Below are 24,341 nucleotides of genomic sequence, written 5' to 3'. Positions count from 1 at the left end.
GCCTCCCGCCCTTGTCTGCATATTGGGTCAATCGGCGCAGAGACTAACCAATTCTTGTGCCAACTTCATCCATTCGTTGGCGTATCCCCTTCCGAACGGGGCAGATTGATCCAGGAAGGCGGTTTCGGGCTCAAAATGGCGTCGCCACAGGCCAGCAGACAGGGCGTTGACAGGGCATCCAGGCGGATCAGGGCCAGGGCCAGATCACCCCGCCCGCTGCGGATTTCACCCACATCGACGCCATCGCGGGTCACAATGGTCCCCGCTTCGGGCAGCGGTCCATCCACCTGAACCGGCACCAGCCGCTTTTTCACCAGACCGCGATATTTGGTGCGGGCGGTCAGTTCCTGGCCGACGTAACAGCCCTTGTTCCAGGCAACGCCGCCCAATTCATCGAATCCATTGTCCAGCAGGATGGATTTCTCCGGGATCAGGTCGCGGCTGCTGTCTGGAATGCCTAAACGCAGGCGGACGCGGTCCCAGTCGGCATGGTCACCCGACGCGGGTGTTCCCTCTGCCAGGATCAGCCGCCGGCCCAGACCGGCATGGCGCGGGTCGATCAGTGACCAGCCGCCCGGTACGGCTGTGATCGTCCCCCGTTCCCCGGTCTGGCTGTCCAGTTGCGCAAAGATGCCAAGCTGTCCCGTCAGATCGGTCAACTCCACCTTGGCCCGCAGCCTGAACAGGCGCAACCGTTTCACCAGATCTTCACGGCGGGCGGCCTCCACATCCAGCAGCAGCCGGTCGCCATCGGCCAGGATGATGAAGTCATGCAGATATTTGCCCTGTGCCGTCAGCAGTGCCGACCAGACGGCACGGCCGTTCAGATGGTTGACATCATTGGTGACCAATCCTTGCAGGAACGTCACCCGGTCATCACCGGAAACGGCGATCACGGTGCGGTCGGAAAGGCGGATCAGGGGCAGGTCGGCCATAATCGTGGTTCGTTCCGGGAACGGTTGGGTTCGGCACCCATCATATAGGCAGGTCCACAGCATTGCGTAGTACGGATTACGCTTCAGGATTGCAGCCCGTCGGTTTATGCAGAGGGCAGGGGGCGCTGATATCTTGGGACAGGGACGGCGCAGATGGCGGTGTCGGGCGGCGCGGGTCGCGCCTTTACAGGTATTTTCGGGTTTTTCGGGATGCTCATCCTGGCGGTGCTGGTGCCGCTGGTTCCGCTTGGCTTGGCACCCGGCATGGCTGTGCTGTCAGTCCTGTGCGTGGCTGCCTTTTTCTGGCATCGTCGGTTCCTGCCGATCCCGGACCGGGTCTTGCTGCTGGCGTTGGGCCTGTTTCTAGGCTGGGCGGGGTTCAGCCTGACCTGGACGATCGGGGGCGGCAAGGCGACGACAGGGTTCTTCAGCTTCCTTTACCTCTGGCTACCCTCCCTGCTGCTGTTGTCGCTGTTGACCGAACTGTCGGACATCGCGGCCCGGCGACTGACCGGCTGGCTGCTGCCAGCAGCGGTGCTGGGGGCTACCCTGTTTGCGGTGGAACTGTTGGCCGGGCAACCGATACAGCATTGGGCCGCGGGTCCGGACAAGGGGTTGCTGGATTTTGAGCGTGACCTGAACCGGGCAGCCTTGCTGCTTTCCCTGCTGGCGGGGCCGGTGGCGTTGCTGCTGTGGCGTCTGGGCTGGCGCCGGGTGGCGGGCTTGGCCCTGTTCGTGCCGCTGCTGATGGCGGCGGACAGCAGCAGCCAGTCCGCCGTGGCGGCCTTGGCGGGCGTGATCATCCTGCTGTCAGTTGCGGTTCTGTCCTGGCGCCTGGCGGCCGGCTTGGTGGCGGTCGGCATCGTGGCAGGCTTCACCCTGTGCGGCCCTGTGGCGCAATGGATGATGACGGCCGGCCTGTCGGATGCCGCCTGGATGCCTGACAGTTTTCGCCACCGCATCATGACGTGGCACTTTGTGGCGGGGCGTCTGGGTGATCATCCCTGGATCGGTTGGGGGCTGGAGGCGTCGCGCGCCATCCCCGGCGGAGGGGAGGTGTTCCCCAACACCGGCCCGCCCGGCTGGCCAGTATTGCCTATCCATCCGCACAACCTGTTTTTGCAGGTACGCCTTGAACTGGGCTGGGTGGGGGCGGCAGCGGCAGGGCTGCTGTTGCTGGTGATTCTGCACCGCTTGACCCGGCTGGACGCGGCCATCCGGCCGATGGCCATTGCCGTGTTGGGCGGCGCCATCTTCACCCAATGTTTCGCCTATGGTGCCTGGCAGGGCTGGCTGATCTGCGGCATGTTGTTCTGTGCAGCCCTGGTCGCGCTGGCGGGCCGGATCACGTCGCCTTCCTGACCAGACAATCCGATCCGGCCGCCTTCAGCCGGGCACACAGGGCGGCGGCCCCGGTCTGATCCGCGAAGCCGGTCAGCAGCACGCGGGTGTAAAGGCCCTTGGCCCCCAGATCGACCTCCACCAATGTCGGTTGGCGTCCACCAAGCAGGTCCGCTTGTTTGGCTGCCAGGGCTTTCCAGTGTTTCTCCGCCTCCATCCGTGTCGGCAGCGATCCGACCTGGATCACCCAGCCGCCGGTCACCGGGACGGCGGCCGTTGCCGGACTGGCCGGCGGCGGTGGGGCCGGGACCGGTGCTGCAACAACCGCCGGGGCCGGCCGAGCGACAGCCACGATGTTGGGCGCCGTCTGGATGGCCGGTGCCGTCGCTGCCGGCACCGGTGCGGCGGCGGTGGTGACGGGCGGCGGCGGTGGGGTGGTTGCGGGGACCGGTGCCGATACGGGCGGTGCTGATGCGGGCGGTGCCGATACGACCGGTGCCTTTGCCACGGTGACGGGTGCGGCGGGCTTGGGGGTGACCTTGGGGTCCGGCTTCGGTCCCGCCGCCGTTTTCGGGCTGGCGATGGCGGCTGGCGGGTCCAGCGGTCGCAGTGCGCGCGCCTGTGCCTCCTTGATCTGGTCGGGCGTGGCCCGGGACTGGATCTCCTGTTCCAGCTTGATCGCGGCGACCAGCCGCTTGGCCGAGGCGCGTTTGGCCCAATGCAGGCCATCAACCAGATCCTGCGGGGTGCCCAACCCGAAATACAGCAAGGCTGCCAGATTGTTCTGGGCATTCATGTCGCCGGCCTGGGCCGCCGGGCGCAGATAGGCCAACGCCTTGGTATAGTCAGCCGGCATATCCTGCCCGAAGGCGTAGAGCGCGCCCGTCAGGCTCTGTGCGCCCACATGCCCGCCGGCCGCCGCTGCTTCCAGAAGCCGCATTCCCTGCCGTACATCCTTGGGGATGCCGCGCCCCTGCACCAGCATTTCGCCGGCCAGATACTGGCCAGAACTGTCCCCGGTATCTGCCGCCTTGCTGAATTCCTTGAATGCCGTTGCATAATCGCCGGCGAAAAAGGCCAGGCGTCCGGCCTGCAGGTCCGCCAGCGCCGGTTGGGCTGTCAGCAGGGCAAGGGATAGCAGCAGGGCGGCGGGGCCGGTCGGGCGAAAAGGCTGCGGCATGCGGGTCGACCATCCGTCTTAAGGCGTGTGGCTCCTTCATAGCTGACACGGGCGCGCTTGACGATGCCTGTCAAACGGGCTTCAACCTGCGTTCAGTAACCTGTTGATGGAGGGCGCCGGATGGCTGCCAAGAAGAACCCGCTGAACCTGAACCCGTTGCAGCTCAAGACCCTGACCCTGTTCCAGGCGCTGGCCGAGTTCGAGGACATCACCCGGCCCGTCGGTGACGGCGCGGTGGAGGTGATGGAATTGCCGTTCACCTCGCATGGCAATCATTTTCATCTGGGTCCGTGGCTGGTCTATGCCCAGGATGCGACCGGCCTGCGGAACATCGCGCCTTGGACCGCCCTGGAACGCAAGGGACTGATTGTCGGCAACTTCCCCTTGTCAGTAACCCTGACACGCGAAGGGCTGGAATATGAAACCGGCATGCGCCGTCAAATTCTGCAAGGCTCAGATCATTGATTTTCAGGAAGGCCCTGCTGGGGCCAATTCCGTCCTGCCGCAGGTGGCCCGGCCTTGCGACCCTGACCACCCCCTGCCATCCTGGGGCAATGGGCAAGGGTTAAGGGGGGCTCGATGATCCTGTCGACGTTGGAGAATCCGGTCGGTTACCGTGTTATCCGCCATCTGGGTCTGGTGCAGGGCAGCACCGTCCGCGCCAAACATCTGGGCCGTGATATCATGGCCGGTTTGAAGGAAATCGTGGGTGGAGAGCTTCGCGGCTATACCGAGCTTCTGAATGAGGCGCGGGAAGAGGCCACAGCCCGCATGCGGTCGGCGGCGAGCGACCTGGGGGCCAATGCCATTGTTTCCATCCGTTACGGTACGGCCAATATTGGCAGCGGGGCGGCAGAGGTCCTGGCCTATGGCACAGCCGTGGAGGTCGTCCCGGACCCGGCGACATCATGAGCGCGGGCTCCTCCGACCTGCCCGCCGGTCTGGAATGGCTGGGATTTCTTGAGAAAATAGGCGACCAGGATGATGCCACGGGCTGGAGCCTGTGGATCGGTGGCGTGGTCGTGGCGCTGCTGTTTAACGCCACCATCTTGTGGATAGGGGCCTGGCTGGAACGTCGATACGATCGGGAGTTGGCCGCGATGGAGGCGGCGACTGCCGCTGTCCGGGTTTTCACCGGACGGCCGCCGGCTGGATCAGTTGGTCTACCGCATCTGGTGCAGGCCAGCATCGTGATGGCCCCGGCCCCGCTCGGCCGGTTGATGTTGCTGATCCGACGGATCATCGGCGGGCGTGTCGTTACCCGCCAGCGTGATCTGCAGCGCACACGCCGGCTGGCGCTTTTGCGCCTGCGCCAACAGGCGTGCGATCTGGGGGCGGGGATCGTGGCGGGCGTCGAGTTTTGTCAGATCGGTCTGGGGCGGGGGCGCTTTGCCTTTCTGGTCTCCGGCACGGCTCTCATCGGCGCACAGCCGGCCCCGGCGCCAGAGGTGACGGAGGCGGTTGGTGCCGAACCCCCCCGTCGCCGGCGCGAGTTGGTGATCGCGTTGGCAATGCTGATCCTTGTGGCGGCGGCAACGGTGGAACTGGACTATCTGGTGGACACTTATCTTGGGAATTTCTGGAAGCGCTGGATCTTGCGCATCAAGGATTGACCGTGCCGGTGATGGGGGCTGGCTTTTTCGGGCGCCGGAACCAAAAGGTCCAGACGGCTAACGTGCCCAACATCGCCATGCCCAGTCCGGCGATGGTCATGACCAGACGGTAGGGCAGCCCGCCCACCTTGGCCGCGTGCAGCGGATAGACCTTCATGAAGGCCTGTTGTCCGGCTGGCATGGTCAGGGCATCACGGGCTTCGATCAGACGGCCATCGGTCGGGTCGAACCAGACCAGGGTGCGCCCGTTCGGCAGCCATTCCCCCGGTTGCTTCAGCCGGAGGGAGATCAAGCCGCCCGGTTGGCGCGGTATCGACAAGACCCGGAAATCTGCGTCAGGAAACTGCGCCCGCGCCGCCGAGAACAGGCCCTGCCAGTCCGGACGGTCGGGCAGCGGCCCACCTTTCAGCAGGGGGGGCGCCGTGGCAGCGCGCCATTCGCTGGCTGGGCCCAGCGGGCGCAGCACCAGATCTGCAACAGGTCGCAGCGTCAGCATGGCCCCGGTCAGACAGGACAGGAACAGGACCGGGGCCAGGACCACGCCGATATCACGATGATGCCGGATGATGGAGGGGCGCGTCAGGCGCGCCGGCCAGAGCTTGAACTGAAACGTCCGGCGCAGCTTCCACCACATGATCAAGCCGGAGGTGATGAAAAACAGCCCGACCAGCGCCACAATGCCGATGAAGGTCTCCCCGACATCGCCGGCCAGCAGGTAATGGTGCAGGTCGAACAACCACAGTTCCGGCCGGTCCCAGATGCTCTGCCATTGTGCCACAATGGCACCCGTCTGGTCGGTATAGGCGCCGGTACCGTCGCCGGTGCGCAGCCGGTGCAGGCCGAAACTGTCGCTGGCGAAGATGATGCTGTCAGGCCGTTGCGGATCACTCACGATCCGTTCCACCGCATCGGCGAGAGCGTCTGGATCGCGGACCAGGGCGTCGCCGGCGCCTGGGGCCCAGACCCAGGCATCCTTATGGACCAGCAGCGCCCCCGTCAGGCCCAGTATGGCCAGAACCAGTCCAAGAACACCGCCTGCCCACCGGTGGAGAAGATCGAGTATCTTCATCAGAAGCTGTGATCCCAGCCGACCGTCAGGGCACGCCCCCGGCCGGCATAGAAGCGCTGATTGTCAGCCAGGCGTTGGGTCTGGCTGTTATAATCAATAAATTGCCGGTCCAGCAGGTTCTGCACCGACAGCGTGACACCGCCGACAGGCAGTTCATAGCGAATAGAGCTGTCAACCACCGTGTAGCCGCTGAAGCGGGCAAAGGTGCTGCCGCCTCCGACATCGCCTGACAAGTAGGTCTGGGCCTGCACCCGCGCCGTGATCTTGTCCATCTGATAGCTGGCGGCCAGATTGAGGCGGTCTGGCGAGATGTTGGCGCCATCCAGCCGAACATCGACCTTGCCGTCATTGTTGCTGTCGGCATGGCCCCTCAGATGGGCATAACCACCCGACAGGGTCAGGCCGGGCAGGGGTGTTTCATAGGACAGGTTCAGTTCCAGCCCTTCGATCTCCACCCTCTGGCGCTGAACTTCGTAGACACCGTTCAGCAGGACCAGAAGCTGTCCTTGCTTGGAACTCGACCAGAAATAGGTGGCGCTGCCTTTGAACGGGCCGTAATCGCCGTCGATCCCGATCTCCTTGTTGTTGGAGATGATGGGGTTGATGTTCAAATAAGTGTCGAGATCAATGCCTATCTGGGTGATGGCGCGGGTGATACGACCGACATCAGGGACCGTGTAGCCTTCGGCGTAGGAAGCATAGGCTCGCAGGCCCGCCACCGGCTCGACAATCACACCGCCATTCCAAAGTGTGTCGCTGAAGGTCGGGTTGCCGCCTGAAACAAAGCGGGAGCCGTAGGAGGCCAGCGTCGTGTAATCGTCAATGGTGATGCGGGCATTTTCCGACCGTACACCGCCGGCCAGCCGCAGCTTCTCTTCCAGCAGCGCCAGATTGAGCTGGGCGAACGGGGCCAGGCTGCGGAAATCGGTGGGCGGCACCCATTTGCGGCCCGTGGCGATCAGGCGCTGCTCGGTCGTATCCCAGATGGCGTCAAAACCGACGGTGCCGGTCAGATCCTCATATCCCGGCAGGGCCCGTTCATAGGCGATCTTGCCCCCCAGCTTACGCGATCGGTTCTGTGACTGGTCGAACAGGGTGCCAAGGGGGGCCAGGCGTACATCCTGAAAGGTGGCGATTGGTGCCGGATCGCCACCGAACGTATCGCGGGATCGGTTGAAGAAAAGCTGGGAGGTCAATGTACCCGCTGCCAGATCATCATCGGTCAGCGACAGGGCCACGCTCTCGGTTCGGTTGGCGGCAGGGGTGCCAGGTGGTGTGCCCTTGACCGACGTTCCCGGCAGGTTACGGGCGCGGTTGCCGCTGACAGCCACATAGTCGCCCTCCCCCTTCAGTTCAAAACGGCTGGCAATCAGGTCCAGGCGGGCACCCTCCCAGACCTCATAGCCAAACCGGGCAAAAAGGTTGGTGCTGGCACTGTCCTGGGTTTCGCCCTGGGTACTGTCGATGCCGATGCGGCGGTCATTGGCATCGTAGAAGGCGCCGCGCGTTTCATAGGCGGCCCCCACGGTGGCGTCGAAACGTCCGTTGCGGTGGCTGAGTAAGGCTGCCGCCTTGCCGCCCAGACTGTCAGCCTCGAACCCGTCATTGGCCGAGCCCTGGACCAGGACACGGCCACTGTTGCCGTCGGCTTTAGGGGCGTCGACTGTTACCTGGTTGACAATGCCGCCGGTGCCGCCGATGCCCTGTAACGCATTGGAGCCGAAAATCACCTCCACCCGATCAACAAAGAAAGGATCAATGGTGAAGCCGTCGCGTGACCCGTCACGCAGGGGGGTTGATTGCGGGATGCCGTTGATGGCGTAAAGCGGGGAACGGCCACGCAGCGTTTCGCCGGCTCCGGAAAGTTTCTGTCGCGTGGGCGAGAATGAGGGAACCAGGGTCGCCACGGCATCCACGACGGACCCGCCAATCGCCGCCTGTTGCGCCAGATCGGCGCTGCTGATCACATCCACGGTCAAGGGCAGGGCGCTGGCCGGCAGCGTGGTGCGCGCGGCGGTGACCACCACTTCCTCGATATCGTCGTCTGCGGTTGGCGTCCGTTGGGCCAGAGCCGGCAGGGTAACCAAGCTGGTCCCGATCATCAGCAAAGACAGGGCCTTGCGCATCTTTATCCCCTCATTGAAGTCGCGGCGACCCTAGAGCGCCAGACATACAAATGCAACTCATTATTAATACGATCCACCATCGACGGCAGAGTGGCGTTGGGTGGTCTGGTCAGAGTTCGTGGCGTTCATTGCAAAAATGAAACTAAATAAATATAGCAACAATAGAAGTAAAATTAGTCGCAGAGCCAAAATAATCATGTCGTAAATGCCACAGGCCTTAATATTGAATAAGGTTTGTTACAATTCTCTATTGCGACTGAGCAGACCCTATACGAGTGTTCCGCCGGTGCTACCGAGCACACGTAGCTAAGTGCGCGCCCGCCATTTCGTTGAAAGAGGCGCAGCCTGTTGGAACAAGGGGATACAGCAACCATGACACGTGACAAGAACACCCGTGGGTCCGTCCGCTCCCGCCTGCTGCTGGGGGCGGCCCTGGCGGCCGTGGTGGCACCGATGGGCCCGGCGCTGGCCCAGGATACGATTGAAGAAATCGTGGTGACCGGTTCGCGTATTGCGCGCCCGAATGACACCTCCACCAGCCCGGTCTATTCGGTCGGTGCGGCCGAGATTGACGCAATGCAGCAGCCGGAAATCGAGAAGATTTTCCGCATGCTGCCGGTCACGGTGCCGGGCGATGGCCAGAATACCAATAACGGTACGGCCGGCGCTTCCACCGTCGATCTGCGCGGCCTGGGTGCCCAGCGCAATCTGGTAATGATGGATGGCAAGCGTGTCACCCCGTATAATTTCAACGGCTTGGTGGATGTCTCCACAATCCCCACCGCTCTGATCCAGCGGGTTGATATCGTGACCGGCGGTGCATCCGCCGTCTACGGGTCGGACGCGATGTCCGGTGCCATCAACTTCATCATGAAGGATGATTTTGAAGGGGTGGATGCCAACTACGACTATTCCGTCACTGGCGAAGGCGACGGGCATATCCATTCCGCCGATGTCACGGTCGGCTCCAACCTGGCGGACGGTCGCGGTAATGTCGTGCTGGGCATCAATTATTCCGAGCGCAAGGGCGTGCAATTGGGTGCCCGTCCCCTGGGTCAGTTGGGTATTGCCACCGCCAGCGGTGCCAATTACCAGAATTTCCTGGATGGCCGCGTGCCTGATCCCGCCCCGGCGGGCTGCGGTGGTCCGAATTCGGTGGCAGCGGGCGGTTCTCCCACCACCTTGCCGACCCGCGTGACCATTGCTGGCGGTCCTGCCCTTGGCCAGTTCCGCGATGATGGTACGCTTGGCGCCAACTGCTCGGTCTTCAATTTCAACCCCTACAATTACTATCAGACCCCGCTGGAGCGCTTTGGCGGCTTTGCCTCGGGCAATTACGAGATCAATGAGCATGTTGAGGCCTATGGCCGCTTCTCCTACTCCAGCACCAAGAACACCCAGCAGGTGGCGCCATCTGGTATTTTCGGCACCACCTTCTTTGTGCCGCTGGCCAACCCGTTCTTGAATGCATCGGCCCGCCAGACCATCATCAATACCGCCAATGCCGGTGTGGCTGCCGGGACCGTGCTGACCGCCGGGGCGTTCCCGAACTGGCGCGACGTCAATGGCAATGGCGTGGTTGATCAGGCCGATGATATCCGCTTGTCCATCAGTCGGCGCACGGTGGAACTGGGGCCCCGTTCGACCTCCTACGACAACAGCGCCTTCCAGTTCCTGACGGGTCTGCGGGGCGAAATCCTGGAAGGCTGGTCCTACGATGTGTCGGTGCAGCATGGCGAAAGCCATCGCACCAACCTCAGCCAGGGCTATACCAACGTGACCAATGTCGGTAATGCCCTGAACGCCGTCAGCACCACCACCTGTCGCGGGGGCCAGGGCGGTTGCGTCCCGATCAACCTGTTCGGCGGTTTCGGGTCGATCACGCCGGAAATGGCGGCCTATGCGTCGGCTTCGGCCATCGACAAGCAGGACTATGCCCAAACCATCGTCACCGGCTCCGTCAGCGGCCCGATCGAAGGGCTGCAGAGCCCCTGGGCCAATGACAGTGTTGCTGTCAGCTTCGGTGCGGAATACCGCAAAGAGACGGGTAAGCGGACGCCCGACGAATGCTGGAAACTGGCACCCGCCTCCTGCCTTGGCGGTGCCGGTGGCAACCTGCGGCCGATCTCCGGTGGTTTTGACGTGCAGGAAGTGTTCGGCGAAGTGCTCGTGCCGTTGGTCGCCGGCAAGGAAATGCTCGAGTCGCTGGATCTGGAAGCCGCCTATCGTTACGCCGACTATGATCCGACCGGTGTCAACAAGACCTGGAAGCTGGGCCTGAACTGGACCCCGGTTGACAGTGTCCGCCTGCGCGGCTCGCAGCAGCGCGCGGCCCGCGCCCCCAATGTCGGAGAGTTGGCCGCACCGCAGGTCGCCGCCTTGCAGAACGCCAATGTCGATCCGTGTTCGGTCGGCAATCCGGCAGCGCGGACGGATGCCACGCTGCGGGCCCGCTGCATTTCCACCGGCATGACCGCCGCGCAGGTGGGCAATGTGGTTGACTTGGCTGCCGGTCAGATCAACGTCTTCGCCGGTACCGACCTTGACCGCCTGCCGACCCCGGAAGTGGCCGATACCAGCACGCTGGGTATCGTCCTGACCCCGGATCTGGGCGCGATCAAGAATGCCTTCATCTCGCTGGACTATTACAACATCAAGATCAAGGACGTGATCGGCACCTTCGCACCCCAGGAAATCCTGGACGGTTGCTATGTGGCCGGTGAGGCTGCCCAGTGCGCCAAGGTCATCCGTGTCGGTGGCACGCTGACCCTTCCGGGTGCCGGTCTGCAGGCCTTTACCACCAACCTGAACTATCTGAAGGCAGAGGGTCTGGAACTGGGCGTCAACTTCAATGTCGACCTGGAAGATCTGGGTGTTGGCGGCGATATGGGCACCCTGGTCTTTGCCCTGAATGCCAACTACTACCTGACCCAGGAATCGCAGTCGTCCGATCAGACACCGGTGCTGGACTGCGTGGGCCGCTTCGGCACAAGCTGCCCCGGTGCTGTCGGGGCCGGTGGTGTCGGCAGCCCGCTGCCGGAAGTCCGCTGGGTCCAGCGGATGAACTGGAACATCGGCGATGTCACTGTCGGCTATACTTGGCGTCACCTGGGTGGGGTGGAGATCGAGGAGCGCCAGAAGCCCACGACCTTCGACCGGTTTGAGAAGATCAAGGCCTACAACTACATCGACATCCAGGGTTCTTATCAGTTGTTCGAGCAGGTGCGTCTCAGCGCCGGTGTGACCAACCTGTTTGAAAAGGACCCGCCGGTTGTCGGCAACGAGGCTGGCGCGACCTCCGCCAATTCGGGCAACACCTTCCCCAGCATGTATGACCCGCTGGGCCGGGTGTTCTCGGTCGGGGTGAATGTCCGCTTCTGATCCTGACGTTGCGTTTTAGCGCCCTGTTTCCCGGCGGGTGTCCGAATGGATACCTGCCCGGTTATGGGCACATTCAACGGGTTCGTGGCCCGGTCGGTCCCATTGCGGGGCTGGCCGGGCTGCGGATTTTTCGGCTAGTATGGTTCACAGGTGGCCGATGGGGCGGCTGAAACGGTTGATCGTGACGACGGGTCTTGGCTACCAAGGCCAGCGTACGGTGCTGTCTTGGCCTGAGTGTGGGATACGGAATGAACCATTTGGCCTCTGGGTTTGACTTCAATCCCGACCAGGACATGGTTGTGGGCGACATCATGGTCAGCCCGTCGTTGAACCGTATTGCCATCGGCGATCATCAACGCCGTGTTGAGCCACGGATCATGCAGGTCCTGGTCCTGCTCGTCCGCCATCAGGGCCAATCCGTTTCTCGCGACACCCTGCTGCACCATTGCTGGGGCGGGGTCTTCGTGGCCGAAGACAGTCTCAACCGCTGCATTTTTCAATTGCGCCGGGCTCTGCGCGATGTGGGCAGCACCCGCTTGCGCGTGGAAACCATTCCGAAATTCGGCTACGCCCTGTTCGTGGACGAGGCCAATACCGGTTCCCCGCCGCTAGAGGGAGGGGAGGGGCCGCCGCCGGCGGCGGCGACCACGACGATAACCGCCGACATGCCCCTTCCGGCGGCCCCCCCGTTGCCATCGCCCTCACCTCTGGGAGCGGATGTGAAGCATCTGCGTGCCCTGTTGGCAGCGGCGCTGGTCTTACTGCTGGTGGTGCTGGGTGGTGGTGCCTTTTGGTGGGGCACCCGGCCGGGACCGGTGCCGGCCCTGCCGGTCTTCGATGTGCTGCCTTTGACCCTGGAACCGGGCATGGACCTGTTTCCGGCGCTGTCTCCGGATGGGGAGATGGCGGCTTATGCTGCCCGCAACTCCTTTGATGATTTCGACATCATCCTGCGCGGCACCGGACCCAATGGCCGGTCGGTATCACTGACCAATACGGATGACCATGATCGTGTCCCTGTCTGGTCGCCCAGGGGCGACAGCATCGCCTTTGTGCGCAGTGACCGTGACTGGAACTGCGCCATCTATGTCATCGCCGTCCCGGTGGGCAAGGAACGGCGTGTCGGCCCCTGTTTGGGCGACATGCTGCCTGATCTGGCCTGGCAACCCGATGGCAAGGCCCTGGTGGTTACGGCCCTTCCCGATACCACGGTGAAGATGTCGCGCCTGATGCTGCTGCCGCTGGACGGAACGGCGACGGCCTTGTTGCCTGTGCCGCCTGGGGGTAATGCCGATGATTGGCTACCCGCCTATTCACCCGACGGCACGCGGCTGGCCTTTGCCCGCGCCTGGCCGGAGGGGCGTCTGTCGATCATGGTGATGGATGTGCGCAGCGGGCGCGAACTGACCCAGTTGCCGGTGGACAGCAGCACGGTCAATTTCGACTGGTCTGTCGATGGTCGTGGCCTTTACCTGACCAATGCCAGCCGGCAACGCCGGGGTCTCTGGTATGTGGACATTGCGACGGGGCGCTGGCAGCAGGTGATGCCCGGCATCGGCCAGATGGGCCGCCTGTCGGTGGCACGGGCCCAGGGCAACATGGCGATGGAAATCTATCGCGGCCATGCCGACATTGTAGAGATCATGGCTGACAGCCAACGGCGCACGCTGCAGGGCTCCGGTGCCAACGAGTCGGAGCCGCACTTATCCCCTGATGGCAATGCGATGGCCTTTGTCAGCGACCGGACCGGGGAACCGCAGGTCTGGCTGGCCGAAAAGGACCGGCCGCCCCGGCCGCTGACCACGCTGCCGGGCGCCAGAATGTTCGCCCTGCGTTGGTCTCCCGACGGCCGCAGCCTTCTGTTCGTTGCCGAGGTCGGCATGCTCAGCGATCTTTACCGCGTCACCATTGCGGATGAGGCGCTGACACGCCTGACCCATGATGGTCATTTCAAGACAGCCCCCGTTTGGATGCCTGATGGTGCCATCCGGCTGGCGATCCGGGGGGAGAAGACCTGGGACATCTGGTCCGTCGATCCCACTGCGGTCACACCGCCCATCAAGATCGAAGAAAACCGTAATTTTCTGGATATCTCAGCCGACCGTACTCTGCTGCTTGTTGGCAATACCGGCACCCGGCACCTGACATGGACAGCCCTGGACGGGACGGGGGGGAGCGGAACCCTGGAGTTGCCGGCAGCCCTGCGACAGGGCAATATCGTGGTCTGCCCCACCATGATCTACGCCGCCCGCATGAACCTGCCCTCCGCAGAGGTGGTGGCCGTTGACCGGCGCACAGGTGCGGAACGGCAATTGGGTGTGGTCCAGCGCACGGAAGCGCGTGGCCAGATTTCCGCCGACTGCGAAACCGGGTCGGTCTTCATGACCGAACTGGTCGGGCAGGAGGCCGATCTGGTGCTGCTGAACCCTGTCAAACCCGAATAGACGGGGCCTTCATCCGGGGCGCGCTGGCGTCCCATCATTTTTCCATCATCTGTCCGGCCCTCCTGATGTATCGGCCGTCATGTGACTGAATTTCAAAGGGTTGGTCTCATTTTGTCCGCCGGTTCACAAATGATCGGCTTTCAATCATGCAATGATCATCTTTCCATCATGGTCAGATCGATGCAGTCCGGCAACGGTGTGCTGGCACCGCGAAACATCCTTGCATCCCTTGCCGCTGGTATCGGATGCCGACCCATGGTGAACGTGATGAAGGACGGGAAACTCCGCCTCAAGGCATGCATCAATATTGAGTTTCAGACAGAGAATTTTGTCGAAGCGGGTGAGCACCAGAAGCGTCTGATGACACTGCTGGAAGAAGTGCAGCGGCTTTACCCCGACAGCACCCTGGATCTGCGCGAACTGCGCAGCCGGGGGGGGATGACCGGAACCAGTGCCGCCCACCGCCCACCGGTCACCCGCACGGGTCGCCTGCGTCCCTATGCCGACGTGGCATGACCGCCATCTGTGACTGATCAACCCGATTCAGGACAAACCCGATGCAGCGTTACCCCAGTACGGCGCTGGCCATCACCCAGGCGCTGTTGAAAATCAACCCCCGCATGTCACTGCGCACCGCAGCGGCTTTGCTGACCATCTGCGAGAATGAGGGTATCAGCCAAGCGGAGCTGTCCTATCTGATGGGCGAGGCGCCTTGCACCATCAGCCGGGCGGTGGATGAACTGTCCCGCGATCTGGATGAGGCGGAGGGCGAGACCGGGCCTTTGGTGGAGCGTCGCGCCTGGACCCAGGATGCCCGCCTGCGTGTTGTGCAGTTGACGCCCCGTGGGCGGGCCATTCGCGATCTGCTGAACAGTCAGATCGAAGCCGCCCGCCCCATCGTGGCGGCCTGACATGGAAGGCTGGCATGGTGGGGCCAGCCCAGGGTTCCCTGGAATACCGGACTGACGCCAAGCTTTGTTCTGCCCGGCAGGCTGGCGTGCCGATCACGGCTGTGGATTGACCTTGATCTCAGGCCGCGCTCGCCCCCCGCAGGCGACGCAGGAACCGCGCGGGGGAGGGCAGATGGGCCAGCAGACCGGCGGCCTTGTCCGCCCGCCCGGTGACCTGGCCGATAGCCTTGCCCACACTCATCACATTGGCGATGCGGCGATCCAGGAAGGCCCAGCTATCGGACAACTCATCCGACCGGTCATCCAGCCAGTACAGCGTGGTGGCGGTTACCACACCGGCCAGCAGCAATCGCTTGGTATAGAAGTTGTAGTCCACGGATTTGTCACCCACCGCGCGCCAGGCGGCATCGACCGTGGCATAGACCAATTGCGGCCCACGCGCCGCGTTCTGCGGCAGGGCCAGCAGGCTACTGGCGCGGCGCACCGCCTCGCGATGTGGGGTCAGGATTTCCAGACGTTTGCGCACTGCCAATGTCACCCGCTCCCGCACCTTCAGGGCCGTCAGATCGGTGTCGGCCAGCGCCGCTTGCATCTGCCGGTCAGCCCAGGTGCTGAACCAGCAGACCGCTTCCACAGGGCCGCCTGGGAAACTGGCCAGCGCTTCTTGCGGATGGAAGCCCGCTGCTTCCGCCCCCCGCCGCAGGGTCGTGGATGTCCAGCCATCGAAGGCAACGTCGGGCAGCATTGCCACCAATATCGCATCTTTGCGGGCGGTCAGGGCCGCCTGTGCTTCGGCCAGGGGGTCCTGTCGGGCGGCCTCGGCTGCCGGGGATTGCGGTCCGGGTTCCTGTTCCGGGGTCGGCGTGTCGCTCATCACCTGTTTCCCTCTCTGCGGCGGCGCCGTGTCCGTCAACGTCCGGAGGACAGCACATCGGGACCGAAAAACCTTTGCTCTTCCATATAGGTCAGCGTGGCCAGGTTTTCCATGCGGTCCAGGTACAAGACGGCGTCCAAATGATCCAGTTCATGTTGGATCACTCGGGCATGGGTGTTGGCGGCCTCGCGTTCCACCAGGATACCGTCGAGATCATAGCCCCGGTAGCGGATACGACGATAGCGCGGCACGACGCCGCGCAGGCCGGGGATGGACAGGCATCCTTCCCAGCCCAGCACGGTTTCACTGCCGACCGGCACGAATTCCGGGTTGATCAGCACCTGCGGCCCCATAGGTGTGTCGCCCTGGTCGCCCGATGCCCGTTCAGGCGGAACACGAAAGACAATGATGCGTTTGCCAATATCGACCTGTGGCGCGGCCAGACCGATGCCGGGCGCGTCCAACATCGTATCCACCATATCGGCAGCCAGTTGCCGCAGATCGTCATCGAACCCGCCGCTCGCCGGCACCGGGATCGCCGCCGCGACCCGGCGAAGCACAGGATTGCCCATGCGGACAATGGGAAGCACGGCCATGGCAAAAACGCTCCACAAAAGGCGATGATTCGGCTTATTGGCTAATGTGGCGGTCGCGAGGGCGGGATGCAAGGCAAGGAAAACCGTCCCACCCATGCCCGCATGCCCGCCATTCCGCATGAATCTTCACAAAGCGCCGCTGCGGGTCTTCACAATGCCATCGGTGATGTGTATAAGCCCGGTGACTGGATCGGGCGACGGCGCGACCTGCGTGGTCTCGCGTTGCCTCTTCTTTGTTTTCAACCCTACCCGCAAGTGCCGGCCAAGGCTGGTGTGAGCGCACGATTGGAGTGGATGTCCCGTGCAAGTTCTGGTTCGTGATAACAACGTCGATCAGGCACTGCGCGCGCTGAAGAAGAAGATGCAGCGTGAGGGCATCTTCCGCGAAATGAAGCTGCGCCGCAATTATGAGAAGCCGTCGGAAAAGCGCGCCCGCGAAAAGGCTGAAGCCGTTCGCCGCGCCCGCAAGCTGCTGCGCAAGCGTCTGGAGCGTGAGGGCTACTAATAGCCCTCCCTGTCCATCAGACAGATTGCCAGTTGGCCCCTGAAGGCCACGGGATTGAATGCCGTCCCTGGGGAGACCCGCGGGCGGCTTTTGGTCTTTATGGGGGTGCGGTATGGTGGGTCATTCGCTTTGCCGCAAGGGATCTTTCGATGCCCCGCCGCCCCGCCGATGACCATATCTTTTGGCGCGACCCGGCTCTTCCGCACTTGGAAGCGCGGGAGGTCATGGATGGCCGCACGGTCTGCTATGTACCCCATTCCCATGCTACCTTCTCCATCGGTGCCATCACGGGTGGGCACAGCGAATATCTGACCGGCACTGACCGGTATCAGGCGTTTGCGGGCACCGTGGTCCTGATGAACCCCGAAATCGTGCATTCCTGTAACCCGGTGAATGATCAGCCCTGGTCGTACCGCATGCTTTATGTCGATACGGGCTGGCTGGCCACGGTGCAGGGGCAACGGGAGTTCCGGCCGCTCGCGGCGGTGATCAGCCGGGATGCCGGGCTTCATGCCGACCTGATGGCGCTGTTCGACCTGCTGTTCGACATGGCGGTCGATGCGGGGGAGAAGGATGCCGGTGCGCGCGCCTTCTTCGCGGGCCTGGCCGGTCGGGTGGAGGGGGCTGAGCTGCCGCCCGCCGCCGATCATGGCGCCTTGGTGCGGGCCGCCGACTATATCACCCGTTATTGCACCCGCGACCTGCGGGTGGAGGAGGTGGCGGCGGCCTGTGGCCTGTCGCCTTCCTACCTGATCCGGGCCTTCAAGGCCCGCTATGGTCTGACCCCGCATGCCTATCTCACCAACCAGCGGGTCCGGGCGGGGCAGGCGGGGTTGCGGCAGGGACAGCCCATTGCGGAGGTCGCGCTGGACACCGGATTCGCTGATCAGGCGCATTTCCAGCGCGTGTTCAAGGCGCATGTTGCCGCCACACCAGGCCAGTATGCGGTATCTACCAGTCCGCCGAAGGCTTGACCTTTGGCGGACAGGAGGCTGGCGACTGCCAGCCCGGCGCTTGAGGGAGGTTGGTATCAGTATCCGGCCAGCATGGCGACGGCGCCTAAGGCCAGTAATCCCGCCATGGCCCGGTTAAAGGCCGGCATCCGCCGACCCAGAACCTGTGACAGCCGCTCCCCCAGGAAGGCCCAGAGCGCGATGGAGGCGAAGCAGATGATGAAATACAGCCCGGCAAAGACCAGCACGCTGACCAGGCCATCGCGCAGACCATAGGCCCCCATCCCGGCAATGGCGGCGATCCAAGCCTTGGGGTTCAGCCATTGCAGACTGGCGCCGGCCCACAGGCCGGGTGGCGCCCCACGGTTCCCCGCCTGCACCCCGCCCCGCGCCTGCCAAAGCCGGTAGGCCAGATGGAACAGGAACGCCGTGCCCGCCACCCGCATCGCCGTGTCGAGCAGCGGCCATCTGGCCACGGCCTCGGCCATGCCAACCCCGGCCAGCAACAACAGGGCCGTGAATCCCAGCGTGGCGCCCGTGACAAACCCCAGGCTGCGCCGGAACCCATAATGCACCCCGCTGGTCAGGGCCAGGCTGTTGACGGGGCCGGGCGTGATGGAGGCGACAAGGGCAAAGCTGGCCATGGCCAGCAGCAGGGTGCCGTTCATTGCCGCCTCACTTCATCAGCGGCAGGTGGCCGGTCAGCGACCGTACCAGCCCCACCGGTCCGTGCAAGCCGAGACCCAAGTATCTGATATCATTGCCGTACAGGCTGGACAGCCGGTCGGCATAGTCCTGATAGGCTTTGGCCCGCTGCGCCGTCTCCGTCACATCCACCAGCAGCAAGTCATCCGCCCGGTGCAGGGCGGCCTTGGCGCGCAGGGAACGCAGGGTGTCAGCATCGGCGGCCAGGATGGGCAGGACGACCTGGGTGATGCCCTCATGCCGGTCACCATCCCCGTCGGTGACGGCAGGCCCGATCAGTTCCGGATGTGCCGCCCCCAACGACAGGGACAGGATGGCCGCCGTATTGGCGATCAGGCCCAGGGGAAGCGAGGGATCGATAATGAAACAGGATCGGGTCACGGGTGGCATCTCCGGGATGTTTTCCCGGTTATCGCCACCCGGCCCAATCCTGTATTGAAGAAAACTGACCTAATGAGGGGGCATACTGACGGTCAAATATTTTGACCGTCAGTATCGGCGGCGACCGCCGCCGCGCCGCACGTGCGGCGTAGCCAAGTTGCCGGATGGCGACGCCGGCGAGTGAGGCGCGTGACAGGGCGACCATTGGTCATTCTTTCAAGCCGATGACATCAGAACTTTGCCCCCAGCGTCACGCCCCATTCACGCGGCCGTCCATAAGAGACCTCGGCCAGACCGAAAGCGCCGCTCGCATTGCCCGACACGAAATAGCGCCGGTCCGTCACGTTGGTGGCAAACAGGGCCAGGGTCCAGCTTTCATCCGGCGACGTGTAGGTCAACCGGCTGTTGACGATGCCATAGCCGGACTGGGCCACCAGTTCGGTGTTGGCCACGTCATTATAGAATTTTGAATAGGCCGACAGGTCACCACGCAGGCTGAGCGTACTGCCATCACCCAGGTCATGGGTATATTGCAGACCCGTGCTGGCGGTCCATTTCGGGGTTTTCACGAACTTTGCCGCCTTGGTGATCGGCAGGACCTGGGTGGGGCCCAGGCCCGTGCCGACCTCATCATACTTTGCATCCGTGTAGCCGACGGCCAGATCGAAATCGAGGCCCTTGGCCGGTTTGGCCCGCACTTCCAGTTCTGCACCCTTGATGGTTCCCTGGGCCGCATTGGCCACGAAGTTGCGCGGCGTCTGGTTTACGGTCAGCTGGATATTGTCATATTTGCTGAGATATCCCGCAACATTGACGATCAGACGATTGTCCAGCCAACCGGTCTTGGCCCCAACTTCATAGGTCCAGATGGTTTCTGGCTCATACTGCGTTACCTCAGAGGCGTCGACCAGCGGGCGGGCATTGTAACCGCCGCTCTTGAAGCCTTTGCCAGCGGACGCATAAAGCATCGCGTCGGCACCGGCCTTGTACTCCACCCCCAGTTTGGGCGTGAAGGCGTTCCAGTCGCTCGATCGCTGCACATCGGTGAAGACCACCTGATCGCGCTGGCGGCGGTTGAAGACAGAAATCCATTTTTTGTCGCGGTTCCAACGGGCCCCGGCGGTGAACGACAGATCGTCTGTCAACTTGAAGTTGCCCTGGCCGAACACGGCATAGGACGTGTTGTCGATACGGTTCAAGATCAAGGTGGCAGGCGACAGCGGCGGCCCCAGTGGCGGCCACAGGCCCATGGCCAGATCTGCGCGTGCAACGTCACTGCCTTCCTCGGTGAAGTAATAGACGCCACCAATCCAGGTGAACCGCCCGTCTATGGCGTCGCCGCTCAACTGCACTTCCTGGCTGACCTGCCACTGGTCATCATCATTAAAAGTTTCGCGATAGGTGAAAGGCGTATTGTCGCCGTCACGGGCAAAGGTGGCCTGAAGCTCGCGATAGGCGGTGATGCTCTTGATCTCCACGGTACCCAGGTTCCAGGTCAGGGTGCCGGCCAGACCCCACAGGTCCAGATCATTGACATTGGGACCGGTACCCCAGGTGGTGAACGGGCTGTCGGTGACGAAGGAACTGTTCAGCGTACGCTGACCGTTTGGCGCTATCACGCCGCGCGTCGGGGCGACAAGGTTGTTGTAATTCACCAGGAATGGCACACCCGTCAGACCGGGCGCCGGTGCTACGGCCAGCAGCTTGTTGGGGGCGGAATGTTCACGCGCCCGAGTCACATCGCCAACCAGATGGAAATCGATATCTTCTGTAACATTTGTGGTGATCTGTAAACGCGCACTGTCGGCGTTGCGATCACCCATATCCTGGCCATCGGACAGGCGCTTGGCATATCCATCACGGTTCAGCGATGACACCGACAGGCGGGTCAGCACCTTGCCATCGGCCAAGGGGACATTGATCGTGCCCTTCACATCCAGTCGGTCGAAGCGGCCTGTGGTCAGTTCCACCCGGCCTGACAACGTGTCTGTGGGGCGCTGGGTGTTGATCAGGACAGCGCCGCCGATGGTGTTCTTGCCGAACAGCGTGCCTTGCGGGCCACGTAGCACCTCGACGCTGGCCAGATCGACCGCATCCATGATGCCGCCGATAGAGCGGGCATAATAGACACCATCAACATAGAAACCAACGCCAGGATCGCTGAAAATGGCAAAATCATTCTGGCCGATGCCGCGGATGAACACAGTAGCGTTATAATTACCACCCGACAGGGCAGCGGCCCCGTCAAAGCGGATGTTGGGTGTGAAACGGGCAATATTGTCCAGCGTCTCGACACTGCGTGCTTCAAGGGCTTCCGCGGTGAAGGCGGAGACAGCCACGGGTGTATCCTGCAGCGCTTCCGACCGTCGGCGTGCCGTCACCACAATCTCCTCCAGTGTCAGGGTTTCTGTCTGCACCGGTGCGGTTTGGGCGGTGGCGGTGGGAACCGCCATGACCGGCATCAGTCCGGTGGTCAGCAGCAGACCTGGCAGAGTGTGGGCGTAGATAGTCGCCTTCGCCGGGCGCGCCCGGCGTTGCATGTAAGACATGAAGGTCCTCCCTTGAGCGTTTTTATGCTTGTTTGTGCGGGGCTGTTGGCAGTGGGATCAGCCATCGTATTCTCACATAATGATTATGCGGCATTACATTGAGCCTCGCAAGTGATTAATGACGCCCCGATATAGTCCCGTGCTGATGCTGGTTCCGGTCGATACCATTGGTTGAGTATATGGAAAATATTAATAATCAAAAGTTTGTGCAGCCTGTCTTACGCGCTGCCCCGATCCGGTCGTCGCGGAGTGTGGCGTGGTTGCTGGCTTTGCAGTTTAATCCCAGTATTTACGGCCGGCTTTGACATGGTCTTTGGCGCGGAAGGTCACGGCAGTGAATTCCGGGGGTTTGCGGGCAACCCAGTCGATGAAGGCGGCGATATCGGGATGGGCGCGCAGTGCCTCCAGCGTCGTGTACCCGCGCGCCAACTCCTTCTCCGACAGTTCGGCATGGATTTTCCGATGACAGACCCGGTGCAGCGGCACGGTTTGCTTGCCGCCCTGGCTTCGCGGCAGTAGATGATGATCTTCGACACTGGGACCGGCGATCATGGGCCGCCCGCACAGGCCGCAAGCCCCCAACATCCGGCCTGTTGGCGTGGATCGTGGCGACGCAGGCAGGTCGGGCGGCAATGGTTTCAGCCGGGTCATGATGATCACCAGATTGACCGATGGCCCTGCACGGTCAAGTCCCAACCCACCGGTCCAGGTCTGCCATGCCCCGCATCCTCCTGCTGAATAAACCCTATGATGTCCTGTGTCAGTTCACCGACGAAGGCACGGGAGCCCGGACCTTGGCCGAATGCGTCGATATACCCGGTGTCTATCCTGCGGGCCGGCTGGACCGCGACAGCGAGGGGCTGGTGGTGCTGACCGATGATGGCGGTCTGATCGCCCGTGTCAGCCAGCCGCGCCATAAATGGCCCAAGACCTATTGCGTGCAGGTGGAAGGGGTGCCGACCGATGCGGCGCTGGCGGCGTTGCGTCAGGGTATCAGTTTGAAGGATGGTCTGACCCTGCCGGCTGAGGTGGCCCGGATCGATGAGCCATCCTGGCTTTGGCCCCGCCATCCGCCGGTGCGGTTCCGGCAGTCGATACCGACCAGTTGGATCGAGATCGTGTTACGTGAGGGCAAGAACCGTCAGGTACGGCGCATGACGGCGGCGGTGGGTTTCCCGACCCTGCGCCTGATCCGCCGGGCTGTGGGCGACTGGACCCTGGACGGTCTGGAACCGGGTCGGTGGCGGGAGATCAGCGCCGGCCCAGCAGGCGCAACACCGCGTCCAGCGTTGCGGCGGCCGCCCGTAGCATCGCACCGCCGACCCGGTTGATCATGGCGATTTCGCCCCGGTAAACCTGTTTCAGGGCGCCACGCATGCTGCCGATGCCGCCTTCGGCCAGCACATGAAAGCGCCGGGCGCTGACCAGCCAGATGGGGCTGAACAGCCAGGAGAGCGCGATCACCGTTACCGCCATCTGCTGCGCATTGCGGTCGATGGCGCCGATGGACAGGCCGGCGGCGGCCAGCACAAAGCTGAACTCGCCCAGGCTGCCCATGATCACGCCGGCGGGAAAGGCCCGTTCCCACGGTTCGCCCAGCAGGTGCAGGGTGCCAACATTGATGGCCGATTTTAAGGCGGTGACCGCGAACAGCAGCAGCAGCACCTCGCCCAGATGTGACCAGACAAAGGACAGATCGATCATCAGGCCGATGGACAGGAAAAACACCACGATCAGCACCGACTGGATCGGATGTGTGGCGCGCAGGGCCAGGGCCCGCCCGTCGGAATTGCCCAGCATGAAGCCGGCGGCAAAGGCGCCAAACGCCGCTGACAGGCCGATGACGCCGGTTGCCGCCGCCATCGTGAAACAAAAGGCCATGGCGGCCAGCGGAATGACCTCGTGGTTGCGTTTGAACCAGTCGCCATAGGGGACGATCAGCCGGTCCCGTCGCGACAGGAACCAGACCAGCCCGCCCAGGGCCGCCATCGCCGCAACCAACTTCGCGAACACAGCCGCCGACAGGCCCGCCCCGCTGCCCATGCCCTGGGTGATCAGCAGCAGCGGCACAAAGGCCAGATCCTGCGCGATCAGCACACCGACCGTGACGCGGCCTGTCTCGGTCTTCAACTCCCCCATATCGTCCAGCATCTTGATGGCCACTGCCGTGCCGGACAGGGCCATGACGAAGCCCATGACAATGGCGCGCGGCCAGGGCCAGCCCAGCAGCAGACCCGCCAGGCCCGTGACCAGCAACGACAGGCCGACCTGACAGACGACCGCCGCCAGCGCCACCTTCCACACTGCCTGGAACGCCTTGACCGACAGTTCCATGCCCACCAGGAACAGCAGCATCAACACCCCAAGCTCCGCCAGGGCGCTGATACTGTCCGACGGGGACACAAGGCCAAAGCCGCCCGGCCCCAGCACGATACCCGCCACGATATAGCCGACAATCGCGGGCTGTTTCAGCCGCGACAAAGCCAGCCCGCACAGCAGCGCGACGGATGTGACGATGGCAATGCCGGTCAGGTCAAAATGATGTTGCAACGATCTGGTCCTGGTCTCCGGTCCGTGAGGGCCAGGACAGTGTCCCAACCCTGGTACCGCGCGGCAACCATCAATCGCCGCAGGGCAGGTCCAATCATCACCGCCGCACCACCCCCTGTCTTCGCGGCCAGCCCTCTATCCTGGCGCTGCTGAGTCCATGACCGACCTGTCGAAGATCCGTAACTTCTCCATCATCGCCCATATCGACCATGGCAAGTCGACGCTGGC

General features: G+C 63.2%; 23 protein-coding genes. 12 read left to right on the top strand and 11 right to left on the bottom strand.

The window, feature by feature from the left end; translation table 11 throughout:
* Positions 1-65 precede the first annotated feature (65 nt).
* Positions 66-935 carry a CAF17-like 4Fe-4S cluster assembly/insertion protein YgfZ gene (gene ygfZ / locus CHU95_RS09280; protein WP_094456002.1) on the bottom strand — a complete coding sequence of 290 codons (870 nt, stop codon included), beginning with the start codon at positions 933-935 and terminating at the stop codon, positions 66-68.
* 153 nt (positions 936-1,088) lie between these two features.
* Here ygfZ and CHU95_RS09275 point away from each other — a divergent pair, with 153 nt between their 5' ends.
* Entirely contained in the window at positions 1,089-2,297 is a 1,209-nt protein-coding gene (locus CHU95_RS09275) for an O-antigen ligase family protein (protein ID WP_094456000.1), read from the top strand.
* Here the strand turns inward: CHU95_RS09275 and CHU95_RS09270 are convergent.
* Positions 2,281-3,456 (bottom strand): SPOR domain-containing protein, encoded by a 1,176-nt coding sequence (locus CHU95_RS09270; RefSeq protein WP_094455998.1) that lies wholly within the window; start codon positions 3,454-3,456, stop codon positions 2,281-2,283. The genes CHU95_RS09275 and CHU95_RS09270 overlap by 17 nt on opposite strands.
* Positions 3,457-3,576: 120 nt before the next feature.
* On the opposite strand from CHU95_RS09270, the gene CHU95_RS09265 reads away from it, so the two are divergent.
* From CHU95_RS09265 to CHU95_RS09255, 3 genes are all read left to right on the top strand, one after another.
* A complete protein-coding gene (locus CHU95_RS09265) occupies positions 3,577-3,921 on the top strand; it encodes a hypothetical protein (protein WP_094455996.1) in 345 nt (114 codons plus the stop codon).
* A 114-nt stretch (positions 3,922-4,035) separates the two neighbouring features.
* Complete coding sequence (locus CHU95_RS09260) at positions 4,036-4,368, top strand: YbjQ family protein (protein WP_094455994.1); 333 nt, start codon at positions 4,036-4,038, stop codon at positions 4,366-4,368.
* Positions 4,365-5,069 (top strand): heavy metal-binding domain-containing protein, encoded by a 705-nt coding sequence (locus tag CHU95_RS09255; RefSeq protein WP_094455993.1) that lies wholly within the window; start codon positions 4,365-4,367, stop codon positions 5,067-5,069. Before CHU95_RS09260 ends, CHU95_RS09255 begins: the two co-directional genes overlap by 4 nt.
* Here the strand turns inward: CHU95_RS09255 and CHU95_RS09250 are convergent.
* Both CHU95_RS09250 and CHU95_RS09245 read right to left on the bottom strand, forming a co-directional pair.
* A complete protein-coding gene (locus CHU95_RS09250; RefSeq protein ID WP_094455991.1) occupies positions 5,059-6,138 on the bottom strand; it encodes a PepSY-associated TM helix domain-containing protein in 1,080 nt (359 codons plus the stop codon). The genes CHU95_RS09255 and CHU95_RS09250 overlap by 11 nt on opposite strands.
* A complete protein-coding gene (locus CHU95_RS09245; protein ID WP_094455989.1) occupies positions 6,138-8,264 on the bottom strand; it encodes a TonB-dependent receptor in 2,127 nt (708 codons plus the stop codon). Before CHU95_RS09245 ends, CHU95_RS09250 begins: the two co-directional genes overlap by 1 nt.
* Positions 8,265-8,636: 372 nt before the next feature.
* Between CHU95_RS09245 and CHU95_RS09240 the strand changes: the two genes are divergently transcribed.
* The 4 genes from CHU95_RS09240 (at position 8,637) to CHU95_RS09225 (ending at position 15,000) form a co-directional block, all read left to right on the top strand.
* Positions 8,637-11,645, top strand: coding sequence for a TonB-dependent receptor domain-containing protein (locus CHU95_RS09240; RefSeq protein WP_094455987.1), 3,009 nt, complete (start codon positions 8,637-8,639; stop codon positions 11,643-11,645).
* Between the two features lie 248 nt (positions 11,646-11,893).
* On the top strand, positions 11,894-14,089 hold the full coding sequence (locus CHU95_RS09235; protein ID WP_094455985.1) for a winged helix-turn-helix domain-containing protein: 2,196 nt from the start codon (positions 11,894-11,896) through the stop codon (positions 14,087-14,089).
* Positions 14,090-14,344: 255 nt separating this feature from the next.
* Positions 14,345-14,605 (top strand): hypothetical protein, encoded by a 261-nt coding sequence (locus CHU95_RS09230; protein ID WP_133065489.1) that lies wholly within the window; start codon positions 14,345-14,347, stop codon positions 14,603-14,605.
* A gap of 41 nt (positions 14,606-14,646) precedes the next feature.
* Positions 14,647-15,000, top strand: coding sequence for a helix-turn-helix domain-containing protein (locus CHU95_RS09225; protein ID WP_094455982.1), 354 nt, complete (start codon positions 14,647-14,649; stop codon positions 14,998-15,000).
* A gap of 118 nt (positions 15,001-15,118) precedes the next feature.
* Here CHU95_RS09225 and CHU95_RS09220 read toward each other — a convergent pair whose 3' ends face one another.
* Together CHU95_RS09220 and def are read right to left on the bottom strand one after the other, a co-directional pair.
* Positions 15,119-15,874, bottom strand: a complete 756-nt coding sequence (locus tag CHU95_RS09220) for a COQ9 family protein (protein ID WP_094455980.1) — start codon at positions 15,872-15,874, stop codon at positions 15,119-15,121.
* 35 nt (positions 15,875-15,909) lie between these two features.
* A complete protein-coding gene (def, locus tag CHU95_RS09215; RefSeq protein ID WP_094456286.1) occupies positions 15,910-16,470 on the bottom strand; it encodes a peptide deformylase in 561 nt (186 codons plus the stop codon).
* A gap of 301 nt (positions 16,471-16,771) precedes the next feature.
* Between def and rpsU the strand changes: the two genes are divergently transcribed.
* Together rpsU and CHU95_RS09205 are read left to right on the top strand one after the other, a co-directional pair.
* On the top strand, positions 16,772-16,975 hold the full coding sequence (gene rpsU, locus CHU95_RS09210) for a 30S ribosomal protein S21 (RefSeq protein ID WP_054168849.1): 204 nt from the start codon (positions 16,772-16,774) through the stop codon (positions 16,973-16,975).
* A gap of 149 nt (positions 16,976-17,124) precedes the next feature.
* A complete protein-coding gene (locus CHU95_RS09205) occupies positions 17,125-17,949 on the top strand; it encodes an AraC family transcriptional regulator (protein WP_094455978.1) in 825 nt (274 codons plus the stop codon).
* A 56-nt stretch (positions 17,950-18,005) separates the two neighbouring features.
* Here CHU95_RS09205 and CHU95_RS09200 read toward each other — a convergent pair whose 3' ends face one another.
* The 4 genes from CHU95_RS09200 to CHU95_RS09185 all read right to left on the bottom strand — a co-directional run bounded on the left by CHU95_RS09200 (position 18,006) and on the right by CHU95_RS09185 (position 22,259).
* Positions 18,006-18,596, bottom strand: a complete 591-nt coding sequence (locus tag CHU95_RS09200; RefSeq protein ID WP_094455976.1) for a LysE family translocator — start codon at positions 18,594-18,596, stop codon at positions 18,006-18,008.
* A gap of 7 nt (positions 18,597-18,603) precedes the next feature.
* Positions 18,604-19,014 (bottom strand): DUF2000 domain-containing protein, encoded by a 411-nt coding sequence (locus CHU95_RS09195; RefSeq protein WP_094456285.1) that lies wholly within the window; start codon positions 19,012-19,014, stop codon positions 18,604-18,606.
* A gap of 230 nt (positions 19,015-19,244) precedes the next feature.
* Positions 19,245-21,563 carry a TonB-dependent receptor gene (locus CHU95_RS09190; protein ID WP_207762432.1) on the bottom strand — a complete coding sequence of 773 codons (2,319 nt, stop codon included), beginning with the start codon at positions 21,561-21,563 and terminating at the stop codon, positions 19,245-19,247.
* 276 nt (positions 21,564-21,839) lie between these two features.
* Positions 21,840-22,259, bottom strand: coding sequence for an HNH endonuclease signature motif containing protein (locus CHU95_RS09185; protein WP_245838086.1), 420 nt, complete (start codon positions 22,257-22,259; stop codon positions 21,840-21,842).
* A 20-nt stretch (positions 22,260-22,279) separates the two neighbouring features.
* Between CHU95_RS09185 and CHU95_RS09180 the strand changes: the two genes are divergently transcribed.
* Positions 22,280-22,894: a pseudouridine synthase gene (locus CHU95_RS09180; RefSeq protein ID WP_094455974.1), complete on the top strand. Its 615-nt coding sequence runs from the start codon at positions 22,280-22,282 to the stop codon at positions 22,892-22,894.
* Here CHU95_RS09180 and CHU95_RS09175 read toward each other — a convergent pair.
* Positions 22,815-24,113 carry a cation:proton antiporter gene (locus tag CHU95_RS09175; protein ID WP_165772103.1) on the bottom strand — a complete coding sequence of 433 codons (1,299 nt, stop codon included), beginning with the start codon at positions 24,111-24,113 and terminating at the stop codon, positions 22,815-22,817. The two genes, CHU95_RS09180 and CHU95_RS09175, sit on opposite strands and share 80 nt — an antisense overlap.
* Before the next feature lie 157 nt (positions 24,114-24,270).
* On the opposite strand from CHU95_RS09175, the gene CHU95_RS23195 reads away from it, so the two are divergent.
* The coding region (locus CHU95_RS23195) for a GTP-binding protein (protein WP_425435965.1) at positions 24,271-24,341 on the top strand (71 nt) is incomplete at its 3' end.

Source organism: Niveispirillum lacus, from assembly GCF_002251795.1.
Lineage (GTDB): Bacteria > Pseudomonadota > Alphaproteobacteria > Azospirillales > Azospirillaceae > Niveispirillum > Niveispirillum lacus.
The sequence above is the reverse complement of the archived record's forward strand: the minus strand, read 5'-3'. Positions and strand labels throughout refer to the sequence as shown.